We start from the raw sequence: 13,929 nt of genomic DNA, 5'->3' as shown, positions 1-13,929 counted from the left end.
GCTGTTAGAGTTGTTAGTTTGTTAACAGCTTTAACAGGCTAACATTTTTAACAATCTTAACAGTCTTTACTTGTTTGCCTCAAACGGGTGTTTTGTTAGCGGCAGTTTAGCCAGTGGGTGGGTTTCGCCTTTTAATCCAAGAGGTTTCTGGTGCCGGATGTTGTAAACGGTTTGTATGGCTTTTTGTTGGTTCTTTACACAGCCCCGCCCTCTGAGTTACAGGAGATAAGGAGCCTGCCTCATTAGTTCTGTTTTTTCTTTTTGAACAAGAAAAGTACTCAATTTTAAAGATGATGAATATATAAAAGCCATTTGAAATTGACAAAAGGTAAAGAGGTTTTTTGAAAAGGTTGCACAGCGTTTCACAAAGTTGGGCGCTACAGTGGGCTGCATTTTTTGCGGATTACGTTTAAAGATTTCTTTGGTAACGGCTTGTCCGATGGAACCGGCACCGCCAATTACCAAAAAACGGGAAGAACTCACGATTTCGGAAAGTTCTTTTTCGTGGCCGGAGATGTCTTCGGTGAAGAGTTCTTTATTGCGGCCTATGAGATGCAAGATATTCATATTGTTTTTTTTATGGAACATATAAATTTTGGTTCACAGTGTTACATGGTGTTTCCACAGTGTTACTCTGTGTAACTACACGCTCCAGACGGTGCGTTTAATATAATCGGTATAGCTTACGATTATCCGGGCTACTTTATCGCTTACATTGGGCATGGAGTAGTCGGCCACCTGCCGGAAGTTTCTTTTTTCGCCGGTTTTTTGGGTTTGCAATTGCATTAGTCCCTGTAAAATCCGTTCGGGTTTCAGGCCCACCATCATCACTGCGGCTTCTTCCATGGCTTCGGGGCGTTCGTGGGCTTCGCGGATGTTCAACGCGCGCATGTTTAAAATGGAAGATTCTTCGCTGATGGTTCCGGAGTCGGAGAGGACGGCGTAGGCGTTCATTTGCAAGGCATTATAGTCAGAAAAACCTAAAGGTTTCAAAAACTGAATTAAAGGATTTATAGAAGTTTCACGGTGTTCCACAGTGTTTGACACAGTGTGACTCTGTGTAACTTTCTCTTCCAGTTTTTTGCGGGTGCGGGGGTGGGTGGAAACGATGATGGGATAGTTGTATTTTTCGGCAATCTGGTTGAGCGATTCAATGAGTCCGTTAAAATTCTTTTCGCTGTTGATGTTCTCTTCGCGGTGGGCAGAGACGACGAAGTACTTTTCTTTTTCGAGGCCGAGGCGCGGGAGTACATCAGAAGCCAGGATTTTGGGCCTATAGTGGTTCAACACCTCAAACATGGGGCTGCCGGTTTTAATGATACGGTCGGCGGGTAATCCTTCCCTTAACAGGTATTCCCGGGCAATGCTGCTGTAGGTGAGGTTGATGTCGGAAATATGGTCCACAATTTTCCGGTTGGTTTCTTCGGGTACACGCTGGTCGAAACAGCGGTTGCCGGCTTCCATGTGGAAGATGGGGATGTGGCGTTTCTTGGCGGGGATGGCACACAAACAACTGTTGGTATCGCCCAGAACCAGAAAGGCATCGGGCTGCACTTTTTCCAGAACGGGTTCAATGTTGATTAATATTTGCCCAACAGTAGCGGTGGCGGTGGCCCCGGCGGCATTCAAAAAATAGTCGGGTTTGCGGATGCCGAGGTCGTCGTAGAATATTTCGTTGAGTTCGTAGTCGTAATTCTGGCCGGTGTGCACTGTTATGTGCTCAATGGCATCGGATTCGTCGAGCCGGGCCATTATCCGCGAGAGACGGATGATTTCGGGGCGGGTGCCGACGACGGTGAGGACTTTTAGTTTTTTCATTTTTTTAAAGATTGGAACGCTGGTTAATACTTTAGATTGGAACGCTGGTCGCCGGGGCGACACGCTGATTGGGCTGATTTTCGCTGATAAGAAAATCTGTGATTATCTGCTTAATCAGTGTTCACCCTGTGAAATACGAAGCAAATTTCACAGGGTAAATCTGCGTTCTATTTTTCTTTATTCTTGTTTGAAAATATCTTTCTTTTTATTTCAGGTTTTTTTCCAAAGTTAAGTAATAAACCTACTTCTATTTCAGTTGCTTTCAGATAATTCACCAATTGGTTTTTGTGTTTTTCACAAATTGTTTCTGCTGCTTTCAGTTCAATGATAACCTGGTTTTCAACCAACAAATCTGCAAAATATTCTCCAACCAATTCTGTTTCATAAAACACATTAATTGGCTTTTGACGTTCAACAAGAAGCCCGAATTTCTCCAATTCATATTTCAGCGCTTTCTCATAAACCTTTTCCAGAAAACCATAACCGAGGGTATTATACACCTTATAAAATCTGTTGATGATTTCACCAGTTAAGTCGGTGTGTTTATAATCCTCATTCATGATATATATTTTTAATGGAACGCTGGTTAATAAGAATTGGAACGCTGGTCGCCAGGGCGACACGCTGATTGGGCTGATTTTCGCTGATAAGAAAATCTGTGATTATCTGCTTAATCAGTGTTCACCCTGTGAAATACGAAGCAAATTTCACAGGGTAAATCTGCGTTCTATTTTTCTTTATTCTTGTTTTGTTGTTTCAATAGTTGTATAAAATCCATTCCTCGTTTTGTAATGCTGAATTTTTGATGCGGATGATTGGGTTTTTCGGGAATGGTATATTTAATCAACCGGTGTTGCAGCAGTTTTTTCAAGGTTCGGTTCAGGTACCCTGAAACTTTTTTCATTTTAAAACTTTTTGCCAGTTCCTGCCGGGATAATGAATTTGTTTTCAATTTTACAAGTATGGTAGAAAACATTGTTTTTTCTTTAAGCTCTTGCCCTAACTCTTGCCCTAACTCTTGCCCTAACTCTTGCCCTAACTCTTGCCTGGTTTCGACTTCAGCTTTGTAATTTTTCTTAATAAACTGAACCTGAAAGGATAATCCGGTTTCTTTCCAAAGAAAATCAATTTCGGGATATTTTTTCAACTCGTCGGCAATTAGTTTTAGTCCGTTTCCCCACTGATCGATAATTCCCAGAAGCTTGAATACCGGTGCAATAATCCGGTTTCGGGCATCCGACTGACGACTTTCCATTTCGTTGTAGTCAATTGATGGAGGAAGCAAACCGGGACTTGTAACTTCAACCATATCATCATAAACAGCTACTTTAATGTCTTTACCTGATAAAGAGTAATCACGATGAACCACGGCATTTCGTATTACTTCCCGGATTGCTTTCACGGGATATTCCCAGCGTGTTTGTGTATAAACTCCTTCAACAGTAGCCCCTTTATTGATGTGCCGTAAAACGAAATTATAGGCTTCTTCGGATTGTATGGCAATATTGGCCTGGCTACTTTTCTGATCAATAAACTCATCGGTACCGGTACCTTTAAAACGAGCACACTCGATTTTTGCATAGTGAAAGTACCTGTTGCGCAGTTCATCATCAGAAAACAGAACCAATGCATTGGTTGGCCAGGTTTTTCTCTGGTTTTCCTTAATTAGTTCCAGTTTTTTTTGGACTTGTGCGGTTAGCTCTTCACCTGTTTTTTCATTAAAAAATGATTTGAAGGTTTGATTTTGCAATTCGCTGGCCGGCTTATCCGGTACAATTTCCCCATCGAAAGAGATGTTTCTTCTTTTTCGTTCCAACTCTTCAATAATCGACCGGTCTGCCAGTCTGTTTGCTGATCCGACGCGAATAAATGTTCCATGTAACTTTCCTTTTTCTTTTAAATAGTAAGGTGGCATATTTCCCCGATAAACGGTTATCTTTATCAGGTGCTTGTTTTCGGTTGACAAAAATGAAATATCGGGTAATATTGTTGGATAACAACGGTTGTAAATGATATTGCTGATTTGTTCTTCTACTTCAACCAGTTCATTTTCAGATATTCCCGTTATTTGTCGTGGATTATTACGAATACCGATGTAGATTTCTCCGCCTGCGTCGTTGGCAAATGCAATTACCGTTTTCGACATATCGGCGCGGGCAGGAACCTTTTCTTTAAATTCCAGTCGCCGGCCTTCCGGCTTTTTAAGCAGTTCGCTGATATTCATTGCGCAATATTAAAGGATTTTTTTTATTGGAACGCTGGTTAATAAGAATTGGAACGCTGGTCGCCGGGGCGACACGCTGATTGGGCTGATTTTCGCTGATAAGAAAACCTGTGATTATCTGCTTAATCAGTGTTCGCCCTGTGAAATACGAAGCAAATTTCACAGGGTAAATCTGCGTTCTATTTTTCTTTTTATTTCAGGTTTTTTCTCAAAGTTAAGCGGGTACTGACGACGGTCATTACTTTTAATTTCTTCATATTTATTGTTTTGTTTCACAGTGTCACTCAGTGTTTAACACAGTGTAACACTGTGATCCTCTTACACTTTTTCGAAATAGGTATCCGGATCTTTTGGATTAAAATGTTCGTTTATCCAGAAGATAGTGTATAAATCTTCGCTGCCAATGTTGGTAATGTTGTGGGTGTACCACACGGGCATGTCCACAAACGAGGGCTGGCTGCCATCCAACTCAAATGACAGGACTTTATCTGTTCCGATTTTACGGATGTCGATCCGGGCTTTTCCTTTTATCACGGCAAACCGTTCGGCTTTCCGGGTGTGGAAATGGTTACCGCGGGTGATGCCGGGCACGGTGGTGGAAAAGCTTACCTGGCCACCGCTGTTGAGCTTTACGGTTTCCACAAATGAGCCACGATCGTCGGTGTTCAGCTTTAAAGGAAACGGGAAAAAACGCTCGTAATCGATGTAGCAGAGGAATGTGTTGAAAAGATTTTTTTCAAATTCGTTTGATAAATCCGGGATTATGCCCTTGTCGAAATAATCGGCTTTGTAGCTCTCTAATAAGTTTAGCACTTTTGATACTTTTATTTCTTTGGTGTGGGGTATTTTTATGGTTTCACAGTGTTTCGCAGTGTTACTCACAGTGTTACTCTGTGTATCACTCTGCGCTACTCTGTGTAACTTTATATTTTTCCGGAACTCCTGAACCAACTCTCCCACATAAATCAATTTCACTTCACCATCTACATCAATCTTTGGTTGTTCGCCATGGGTTAACTGATGGCAGAAGGTAGCGATGAAGGAATTATAATATGGATTTCCAAATGGCCCAAAGACGTTGGGGATGACAAAACCAGTAAAATGCGCATTGTTTTTTTCTGCCCACTGCTCAAGTAGCTTTCTGCCTTCCTTCTTAGAATTGCCGTAAGGATTGCCTCTTTCTTCCTGGGTTGAGGAAGAAAACAGGATGTGCGGTTTGGAGTTGGTTTGCTCGCAGGCTGAGATCAATTGTTTGACCAATTTAATGTTTGTATCGTAAATAACTTGAGGATCGCCATGCCGGTTCATTGCAGCTAAGTGAACAATTGCATCGCACTTTGCTACCCAGCTTTGGAGTTTTGATTTGTCTTTAAAAAAATCATCTTCAAAAGGAATGCGCTCGATGCCCTCTTGCAGTCCGAGGTAATTGTATAAATGTGTGCCAATAAAGCCTGATTGTCCGGTTATGCCTATTTTCATTTTTAAATATTTTGGGTCACAGTGTCACTCAGTGTTTAACACAGTGTTACTCTGTGATACTTCTTTTATAAAATTAATCGTTTTATTCCGTTTTTTAAGCTTTTTGTATAGAAATTAAGAAGTAAGCCAACTTTGTTCCCCGATAGTTTGAGATAAGTCAGTACTTGTGCTGTGTGTACATCAGTAAACGCTTCTACAGTCTTTAACTCAATAACGACCTGATTTTCCACTAAGATATCAATTCTATAACCACATTCAAGTTTAATTTCTTGGTAGATTAAAGGTAAAGGTTTTTCAATTTCTACTTTTAAACCTTTCTTTTTCAGTTCATATACAAGACATGCCTGATATGCTGATTCAAGTAATCCAGGGCCTAATGCTGAATGTACTTTGTATGCCGAGTCCAGGATTTCGTGAGTAATTTTATTGATTTCCATTTTTTAAAGAAAATTTCACAGTGTAACACAGTGTTTGGCTCTGAGGAACACTGTGGAATGGTTACTGAAATTTATTCCAATCAAGCCACCAATCCGCCGGGTAGCGGTCTTTTTCAATCACTGATTCATCGAGGTACATATCGGAGAATACCATGATTTCCGAATCAGGTTCCAGGGCTTTTAACCCGTTGGCATAACCTTTCGGAATGGCCAGTATTTCGGAAGTGCCGGCAGATAGAATTTGGTACTCCGGTACCAGGTTCATCGATGGGGTTTCGAAGTTGTCGATCTGTACCCATGCAACCACAAAACTGCCTGCAACGGGGAAAAAGTACTTTTTCTCAAGCCGGTGTCCCTGCCAGGCACGAACGACCGAAGGATCGGGGTGTTTAATCAAATAAAAACGTTTGACATCCTTGAAGCGGAAATCGTTGACAAAACGCATGGCCCCTCGGTGATCGGAAAAGGCACCGCCTTTGATGATAGTTGGTTGTTCTGGCATATTACTTTAGTTTCACAGAGTATCACTGTGTTACACTGTGGGATAATTTAATCCGGATATTGTACTACTTCTTCTCCCAAAATATCTTTACGTATCATGGGTAATTTCATAAGTAAATCCTGCATTCCTTCCACATCCAAACGGCGGGTATTGTGCGAATGATAATCTTCCAGTTTGGAAATTTCTTCCCTGCCCTCAACAAAAAATTTATCGTAGTTCAGATCACGAATATCGGCCGGAATACGGAAGTAGTTGCCCATGTCCTTGTGTTTGGCCATTTCTTCGCGGGTAACCAGGGTTTCGTATAGTTTCTCGCCGTGGCGGGTGCCGATTATCTTTATTTTTGTATCGGTTTTATACAGACCGATGAGCGCTTGAGCCAGCACATCGAGGGTCGCCGCCGGGGCTTTTTGTACAAACAAGTCGCCATTTACCCCGTGCTGAAATGCATACAGAACCAAATCCACTGCATCTTCCAGTGTCATCATAAAGCGGGTCATGTTGGGGTCGGTTAGGGTAATGTCTTTCCCTTCTTTTATTTGATTCACCCACAAGGGAATTACCGAACCGCGGCTGGCCATTACATTGCCATACCGGGTACAGCAAATTGTTGTGGCAGCATCTTTACCCAGGGCGCGGCCCTTGGCCACAGCCACTTTTTCCATCAGTGCTTTGCTCATTCCCATGGCATTAATGGGATAAGCCGCTTTGTCGGTACTGAGTACGACCATATTCTTCACTCCATGCTGAACCGCTGAATCCAGCACGTTTTCAGTGCCAAATACGTTGGTACGAACCGCCTGTGTGGGAAAAAACTCACACGAAGGCACCTGTTTCAGGGCCGCTGCATGAAAAATGTAATCCACGCCCAACATGGCACCATCCACGCTGCGTTTATCGCGCACGTCGCCAATGTAAAATTTCACCTTTGGGCTTTTCAACCGGTGCCGCATTTCATCCTGTTTCTTCTCATCGCGGCTGAAGATGCGGATTTCATTAATATCGGTGTCCAGAAAACGGTTCAGTACTGCATTTCCAAAAGAACCCGTTCCTCCGGTGATGAGTAAAGTTTTGTTTTTAAACATATTCAAGTGTATTTTTAGTTGATTGGAATGGATAGTTTAAAGTCCGAGGATTTTTTTGGCGAGGTGGAAACAGATTCTCCCCGTGAAATAACGCTTCGCGTTAAAATCTTTGTTTTTATTCCACTGGGTAAATCCTGTGAAATGATGTTACACACCAAAAACTTTGTTTTTTACATTCAGTTTCTTTTACCCCCACCCCCCAAGGGGGAGTATGAAAGTGCTCAAATTCGACTGTATATTTTAGATTTTAAAAAATTCAGATGGATACTATTTTGCAATGAGTGTGTGTGGGGTCACCCCTTGGGGGACAGGGGGAGCGAGGGATTTATGGAATTCAACCGATTTTTGACAACTGTGGTTATCTGCTTTAAAACTTCGTCAATATTTTTTTCAACTTCATTATTTGAAAAACGCATGACTTTAATATTCAGTTCTTTTAGGTTTTCTGTTCTTTGTTTATCATGTTCTTTGCTTTTCAAATGAATTTTTCCGTCCAATTCGACTACCAGGCAGGCAGCATGACAATAAAAATCTGCAATGTATTTGCTTATTGGATGCTGCCTTCTAAACCGGACATTACAAATTTGCTTACTTTTCAATCTTTCCCAAAGTAATTTTTCAACGGAAGTCATTTTATTACGAAGTTGTCTTGCCTTCTGAAACGTTGCCGGCACTGCTCCGTAATACATTGATTTGTTAAGTTCTTCGTTCATATTATTTTTTACCCCCAACCCCCAAGGGGGACGTTTCACGCTGCTCAAATTCAACTTATATATTTAGATTTTTAAAATGTAGATGGAAACTATTTTGCAATGAGTGTGGGGGGGGTCACCCCGTGAAATAACGCTTCGCGTTAAAATCTGTGATTTTATTTCACAGGATTCACCCTGTGAAATGATGTTACACATCAAAAGCTTTGTTTTTTACATTCAGTTTCTTTTACCCCCACCCCCCAAGGGGGAGTATGAAAGTGCTCAAATTCGACTGTATATTTTTAGATTTTAAAATGTAGTTGTATTAATTTTTTTGCAGTGAGTGCGGGGTGGTTCACCCCTTGGGGGACAGGGGTAGCGTGGGGTTAAGAAATATTTACCCCCCCTCCGCCTTCACTGTATTTCGGGGGGTAAAAATTCGTCCATCGTATTTTTCCAAAGGAGTCCTACGGACAGTTTCCCGCTTTCTGCCGGACAGGCTCTACGCTCCTGAAAATCGGGGCCCACTGAACAGGTTGCGGATTCATAGTCTGTCTGTTCTTCACCTATTTGTAATGATATTTGCATGAAACGATTTTAACAATCTCTTCTGTAGCTTTATAAACAAGCCGATGTTCCTTATTTATTCTGCGGGCCCAATGGCCACTGTAATCACGTTTTAAAAGTTCCGGTTTCCCGATCCCTTTGCCGGGATTTTTTGCTGCTTCACGTATAAGGTTTGTTATTTTAATAAAAAGCTTTTTATCTGTTTTGAGCCAGGCGATATAATCTGAATAAGCCCCGGGTGTAAAAGTGATGTTTCTCATTTTTAAGAAAGGGCTATGAATCTTTCAAAAGCTTTTCAACGTGTCGGTCAAATTCTTCAGGAGTGAACCTGACCGTTGGTTCCTGTGCCAGATTTTCGAGCAAATGTTTCCTGTTTGCCTGATTTGCATTCAAATAGTCTGTTTCGTCAAATTCAGTAGAGATAGTAATGGTAACATTTTTCCCTTCAAACATCTTTTTGATATTTTGAAATAATTTTTGATTAAATTCAGTGGGTTCTATTTTAAATATTGCTTCCATTTTACCAATTTTATTTCAAAATTAACCAATAAAAGTACATTTACAAAATACGTAGATGCTGTGCATCAAAATCTTTGATTTTATTTCACAGGGTAAATCCGTTTAGCTTTTTAACAGTCCTAACAGATTAACATGCTAACAGTCTTAACCGTTTTTCACTTATTTGCTTCAAACGGGTGCTTTGCCAGCGGCACCCCGGCCAGCGGGTGATAATCGCCTTTTAACCCACGGGGTGTGGCATTGCGGATATCGAACACGGTTTGGATGGCTTTTTGGGTGTCGTATATAAGTAGAATTTCACTTATCGGAATATGGCTATCTTATACTTTTCCATAGATTGTCGGGGTCAATATAAGAAATACGCCCGGCTTTAATGTCCTCAAGTCCGGCTTCAATTTCTTTCACATTTACGGGATCCGAGAGGTATTCATCCAATAAAGAATTCTCGCCTTCACCTTTTTTTGCATTGCGCATCACTTCAATACCTTTCAGGTAAAGAAGATATGCTTCGTATTCAGCTCTTGTCATTTTTACGGTAATCATAGTTGTCTGCTAAATGTACTGTTGCAAATTTAATGATATATATTAAATATTTAAAACCTTCCTTCGGTTAGTTCTTTATCCCCGCTGGCGCAGATTTGTCCCGAAGGGATCACAATGTGGTAATCTCCGTTTGAGCGGGTTTAATGGCATAAATAATTAGTGCAATTTTCATAAAATTCGGGCGCTCACCGGCAATTAATGTAATCTTCATGTTTATTGCGTTATATGGTTGTTGTTTTTCTTTTCAGGGGCAAAGATAAGGAAATTGAGAGGGCAGAGTTTAAAGAAAGTTGCTGGGTGCTGGTTAGTGGAAATTTTAAGCAGACTATTTAATAATTTGATTTATCCGTTCAACTAACTCAATATATTTTTTGGGTATAAGGCTTGATACCCTGCCCTTGATCAATCGTTGCTCAAGGACAAATATTTTATGTACCCGTATGTAACTCTTTACCGGTAAGTTCTCTGTTACATCATCATTCATAATAGAAATACTCAAATTATCTTGTTTTCAGTTTGGAGGTGATTTGAACAATCATTACATCGCCGGTTTGATGTACAGTGTCGTTTGAAATCACAACGGCAGGTCGCAGTTTATATCCTCTATTATCGGTAAATGGGACAGGAATTATAACAATGTCGCCTTTTGCAAAGGTCATTTTCGGGTATTTTTGAGTTTTTCATGCGCCCATGTGTCCCAAATACTATCTTCTTCGCTACTCCATTCTTTTTCGAGGGAGCTTTCAGATAAACGAACAAATGGTATTTCTTCTTTTTCTTCCACTTCTTCAATACTTTTCACATCATTAAGTTTTGACAGTAGTTTTTTAAGAAAAACTCCTGATTGTTTGCTTTTAGGTGTTATTACCAAGGTCTTCATCATTTATTAATTTTTATTGTCTAAAGTAACCTTTAATGGTGTCATTTTTTTTCAAATGTATTAAAAGCGTTGTTAAAATCAAAGAGGTTACCCCCGCTGGCGCAGATTTGCCGCGAAGCGATCCTTCCATAGGAATCGCTATGAGGCTATGGCGCAATCTGTGCTTTGTTTTGCAAAAACAATAAATTCAGAAAGTTCTTTTTCGTGGTTAGTAATGTCATCGGTGAAGAGTTCTTTATCGTGGCCTATTAAGTTGAGGATGTTCATGATAAATATGTTCTTCGAAGTTTGGTTTCAGGCGGCAAAGATAAGGGAATTGTGAAATTGAAATATTGTCAAATGGTTAAATTGAAAAACTGTAAAATTGCTGGTGGCTGGTGGCTGGTTTTTCCCCGACAGCTATCGGGAGGACCGGAATGAGAGCCGGATGTCACCAATTCGTTGTCATTTTTTCTTGTTATCTTTTTGATTGAAAAGTTGAAGGCCCCTGATAAAATTAAAATCTTTGGTGTTGTATGTTAACAGCGGGAAACCGGTGACTAATGCAGTGGCTGCAATGAGACAATCGGGAACAGATAAAACTTGTTGTCCGGATATATATGTTTGCATAATCTGAACTGCTTTTTTAGAAATTTCAGCATTTACAGGAATTCCATAGTAAGATTCAAAAATTTCGGTAATTGCTTCTTTTTTTGTTTTGGTATTTGCCCCGATAAGCAATTCCAGTTGAGTTATAATTGAATATGCAGTTCTCCCCTCAATATTTTTAAGGTCATTTCTTGCCTGGGTATCCTTCCTGAATGCTTTAATAAAGACACAACTGTCAACTATTATGAGACCTTGGGCCATGCTTTTTTTCTTAACTCAATTAATGTTGGAAAATCTGACAAATGTTCAAAAAGATTAAACGGGGCACTGGCCTCTCTTTTAGGGGCAATAAAATTGGGATATTCCTTTTTTTGAACTCCTTCGCTAATTGATATTGAAATGTGGTCATTTTTTTCCAACTCTTTGGCAATGAGGATGAGTGCTTTATATGCAGGTTTATTTTTTTTTATTGTGATTATCGTTTCCATTTTTCAAATTTTGTTTCAAATTTAACGAATAAAAGTACATTTACAAAATACGGAAAAATCCTGAGGAATGATGTTTCGCATTAAAATCTTTGATTTTATTCCAATCCGGTTAGCTTGTTAACAGTCCTAACAGGCTAACAGTCTTAACAGTTTTTCACTTGTTTGCTTCACACGGGTGTTTTGCCAGCGGCAGCCCGGCCAGCGGGTGATAATCGCCTTTTAACCCCCGGGGTGTGGCATTGCGGATATCGAACACGGTTTGGATGGCTTTTCGCAGTTTGCTTTTAAAAATTTCTTTGGAAACGGCCTGTCCGATGGAACCTGCACCGCCAATTATTAGAAACCGGGAAGAACCCTCGCTTGCGCAGATTTGTCCCAAAGGGACCACAATGTGGCAATCTGTGCTTTGTTATGAAAAAACAATAAATTCAGAAAGTTCTTTTTCGTGGCTGGCAATATCATCGGAGAAGAGTTCTTTATCGTGGCCTATTAAATTAAGGATGTTCATGGTTTATTTTTTGGGAATGCAGATCTGCCAAAAGGCTGGACAGGTAACCACAGTACGCTTCGCTACGTGGATTTCAAAACCGTTTTATTTCTGTTTCTTTACCTCCCATCGTCCTCCTCTGGCCGGGCCAATGCGTATTATTCTACCTTCTTTTTTCAGTTTAGTAATATTTTTCTCAACCCCACGCCGCGAAAGCCCGGTTGCTTCAGCTAATTCTATTTGCGTAATTTTGGGATTGTTTTCAATTAACAGGACTATTTTCTCCACACTTTTCTCCACACTTTTCTCCACACTTTTCTCCACACTTTTATATAGTGTCACTTGCATACCCCCGGCCAATTCTTCAAATGTTGGTTCCGGATGTCCGGCCTTAATAAAACCACTTATAATTTTTTGAATCCCCCTGCCCCATGCTTCTACGTAGCCAGCCTTAAAGAAAATATCTGCAATGTATTTGTTCCGGGGAATAGAGGGGTGTTTACGTTTCAAATCGTCAACCGCTATCTCTACCGGAAGCTTTCCAGGGTTCCACAAGATAATTTTATCGTTATAAACACTCAACTGTATGTGAACGCCTGTGTAGTCTTTATGGATGACTGCATTCAGGATAGCTTCCCTTAGAGCATCCTCAGGATACTCCAATTCTTCAATGCGCTGTAAGCCTTCATACCTGATTGGTGATACAAGATATTTGGCACGGAGGGTTTCGATTACTTTATCGGGCATTTCAAAAATATTGCCTTCGATTACATCCTGAAATCTCAGATCATGATCACTATCGCCAAAACGGCCAATTTTAAAAGTTACAGAACTAAAGAACCGAAGAGGGTCTTTACCGAACATGAGTATCGCGGCGTTTTTAAGTTTACCTGATTCTGTAATGAGTTTCAGGTTTGAAACAACATTTTGCAGATCATCGGGTTCGGCTTCAGGAGAAAGACGGTTTGCTTTGATGGCCTTTCGAAGAAACTTTCGGACTATTTTTTCATCAATATCGCTAAATTCAGCACCTTCGGCAGGTAGTTCATCAAAGGTTCGCCCCGTTTTTTTCAAGATAAAGTGCTGAAGTTCCACGCCTTTTAATTCCTGTTTTGTGCTTCCGCTTTTAACGTAATAAATTCCTTTGTAAGCAATGGGAACACTGCTTTGCGGGATGACTATTTCGAGATACTCCTTTCCGTCTTTTTCAATTAAATGCACATCAACGATGATCCCAAGATAGTTGATTGCTTTGTTGGGTATATCCTCAAGTAATTTCTTAATTTCCTTTACGCCTACCACACTTCCATTATCTGCAACTCCAATGAATAGCCTGCCCCCCTGGGTATTTGCAAAAGCACATAAATGTTTTAGGTACTCATCGCGCCAACTCACTTTGAATTCTGATATTTGTGATTCTTTCATCATTGTTCTGTTTTTTTAATGGAACGCAGGTTGCTCGGGCGACACGTGAATTTTACGAATTTATGCTGGTTACTTTTAATGGAACGCAGTTTAAGCTGATTATTTGGACGCAGGTTGCCGGTGCAACGCGCTGATTAACCCTGATTTCTTCATCTGTGTTCCTCTGCCAAATCTCTGCCTGCCACATAGCGAAGC

The 13,929-nt window shown here is 40.6% G+C and carries 19 protein-coding genes; all 19 read right to left on the bottom strand.

What is annotated here, in order from left to right; genetic code table 11:
- Nucleotides 1–216: 216 nt before the first annotated feature.
- A complete protein-coding gene (locus BUC07_RS21135; protein WP_217652696.1) occupies nucleotides 217–567 on the bottom strand; it encodes a hypothetical protein in 351 nt (116 codons plus the stop codon).
- A 75-nt stretch (nucleotides 568–642) separates the two neighbouring features.
- Nucleotides 643–1,818: a non-hydrolyzing UDP-N-acetylglucosamine 2-epimerase gene (gene wecB / locus BUC07_RS12835; protein ID WP_073170086.1), complete on the bottom strand. Its 1,176-nt coding sequence runs from the start codon at nucleotides 1,816–1,818 to the stop codon at nucleotides 643–645.
- A gap of 167 nt (nucleotides 1,819–1,985) precedes the next feature.
- Complete coding sequence (locus tag BUC07_RS12830) at nucleotides 1,986–2,378, bottom strand: GxxExxY protein (RefSeq protein WP_073170084.1); 393 nt, start codon at nucleotides 2,376–2,378, stop codon at nucleotides 1,986–1,988.
- Nucleotides 2,379–2,545: 167 nt separating this feature from the next.
- Complete coding sequence (locus BUC07_RS12825; RefSeq protein ID WP_073170082.1) at nucleotides 2,546–4,042, bottom strand: RNA-binding domain-containing protein; 1,497 nt, start codon at nucleotides 4,040–4,042, stop codon at nucleotides 2,546–2,548.
- A gap of 318 nt (nucleotides 4,043–4,360) precedes the next feature.
- A complete protein-coding gene (locus BUC07_RS12820; RefSeq protein ID WP_073170080.1) occupies nucleotides 4,361–5,521 on the bottom strand; it encodes a polysaccharide biosynthesis C-terminal domain-containing protein in 1,161 nt (386 codons plus the stop codon).
- Nucleotides 5,522–5,586: 65 nt separating this feature from the next.
- Nucleotides 5,587–5,958 carry a GxxExxY protein gene (locus BUC07_RS12815; RefSeq protein ID WP_073170078.1) on the bottom strand — a complete coding sequence of 124 codons (372 nt, stop codon included), beginning with the start codon at nucleotides 5,956–5,958 and terminating at the stop codon, nucleotides 5,587–5,589.
- A 61-nt stretch (nucleotides 5,959–6,019) separates the two neighbouring features.
- On the bottom strand, nucleotides 6,020–6,460 hold the full coding sequence (locus BUC07_RS12810) for a cupin domain-containing protein (protein WP_073170076.1): 441 nt from the start codon (nucleotides 6,458–6,460) through the stop codon (nucleotides 6,020–6,022).
- A 47-nt stretch (nucleotides 6,461–6,507) separates the two neighbouring features.
- Nucleotides 6,508–7,545 (bottom strand): polysaccharide biosynthesis protein, encoded by a 1,038-nt coding sequence (locus BUC07_RS12805; RefSeq protein WP_083578245.1) that lies wholly within the window; start codon nucleotides 7,543–7,545, stop codon nucleotides 6,508–6,510.
- A 293-nt stretch (nucleotides 7,546–7,838) separates the two neighbouring features.
- A complete protein-coding gene (locus BUC07_RS12800) occupies nucleotides 7,839–8,312 on the bottom strand; it encodes an endonuclease domain-containing protein (protein ID WP_245792707.1) in 474 nt (157 codons plus the stop codon).
- A 491-nt stretch (nucleotides 8,313–8,803) separates the two neighbouring features.
- Nucleotides 8,804–9,064, bottom strand: coding sequence for a Txe/YoeB family addiction module toxin (locus BUC07_RS12795; protein WP_073170073.1), 261 nt, complete (start codon nucleotides 9,062–9,064; stop codon nucleotides 8,804–8,806).
- 13 nt (nucleotides 9,065–9,077) lie between these two features.
- Nucleotides 9,078–9,323 (bottom strand): hypothetical protein, encoded by a 246-nt coding sequence (locus BUC07_RS12790; RefSeq protein ID WP_073170070.1) that lies wholly within the window; start codon nucleotides 9,321–9,323, stop codon nucleotides 9,078–9,080.
- A gap of 315 nt (nucleotides 9,324–9,638) precedes the next feature.
- Nucleotides 9,639–9,851, bottom strand: coding sequence for a hypothetical protein (locus tag BUC07_RS12785; RefSeq protein WP_139279574.1), 213 nt, complete (start codon nucleotides 9,849–9,851; stop codon nucleotides 9,639–9,641).
- 515 nt (nucleotides 9,852–10,366) lie between these two features.
- Nucleotides 10,367–10,525, bottom strand: coding sequence for a type II toxin-antitoxin system PemK/MazF family toxin (locus BUC07_RS12780; protein WP_083578244.1), 159 nt, complete (start codon nucleotides 10,523–10,525; stop codon nucleotides 10,367–10,369).
- On the bottom strand, nucleotides 10,522–10,749 hold the full coding sequence (locus tag BUC07_RS12775; RefSeq protein ID WP_073170066.1) for a hypothetical protein: 228 nt from the start codon (nucleotides 10,747–10,749) through the stop codon (nucleotides 10,522–10,524). The genes BUC07_RS12780 and BUC07_RS12775 overlap by 4 nt, the downstream gene beginning before the upstream one ends.
- A 135-nt stretch (nucleotides 10,750–10,884) precedes the next feature.
- Entirely contained in the window at nucleotides 10,885–11,013 is a 129-nt protein-coding gene (locus BUC07_RS21475; RefSeq protein ID WP_262509498.1) for a hypothetical protein, read from the bottom strand.
- A 177-nt stretch (nucleotides 11,014–11,190) separates the two neighbouring features.
- On the bottom strand, nucleotides 11,191–11,595 hold the full coding sequence (locus tag BUC07_RS12770; RefSeq protein ID WP_073170063.1) for a type II toxin-antitoxin system VapC family toxin: 405 nt from the start codon (nucleotides 11,593–11,595) through the stop codon (nucleotides 11,191–11,193).
- The gene (locus tag BUC07_RS12765; RefSeq protein ID WP_073170061.1) at nucleotides 11,577–11,822 is read right to left on the bottom strand and encodes a hypothetical protein; all 246 of its coding nucleotides are present in this window, start codon (nucleotides 11,820–11,822) and stop codon (nucleotides 11,577–11,579) included. The genes BUC07_RS12770 and BUC07_RS12765 overlap by 19 nt, the downstream gene beginning before the upstream one ends.
- Nucleotides 11,823–11,976: 154 nt before the next feature.
- The gene (locus BUC07_RS21130) at nucleotides 11,977–12,201 is read right to left on the bottom strand and encodes a hypothetical protein (protein ID WP_073170059.1); all 225 of its coding nucleotides are present in this window, start codon (nucleotides 12,199–12,201) and stop codon (nucleotides 11,977–11,979) included.
- Between the two features lie 213 nt (nucleotides 12,202–12,414).
- Complete coding sequence (locus BUC07_RS12755) at nucleotides 12,415–13,737, bottom strand: ATP-binding protein (RefSeq protein WP_217652695.1); 1,323 nt, start codon at nucleotides 13,735–13,737, stop codon at nucleotides 12,415–12,417.
- Between the last annotated feature and the right edge of the window lie 192 nt (nucleotides 13,738–13,929).

Origin of the sequence: Tangfeifania diversioriginum (assembly GCF_900141875.1) — a bacterium.
Taxonomy (GTDB): domain Bacteria; phylum Bacteroidota; class Bacteroidia; order Bacteroidales; family Prolixibacteraceae; genus Tangfeifania; species Tangfeifania diversioriginum.
The sequence above is the reverse complement of the archived record's forward strand: the minus strand, read 5'-3'. Positions and strand labels throughout refer to the sequence as shown.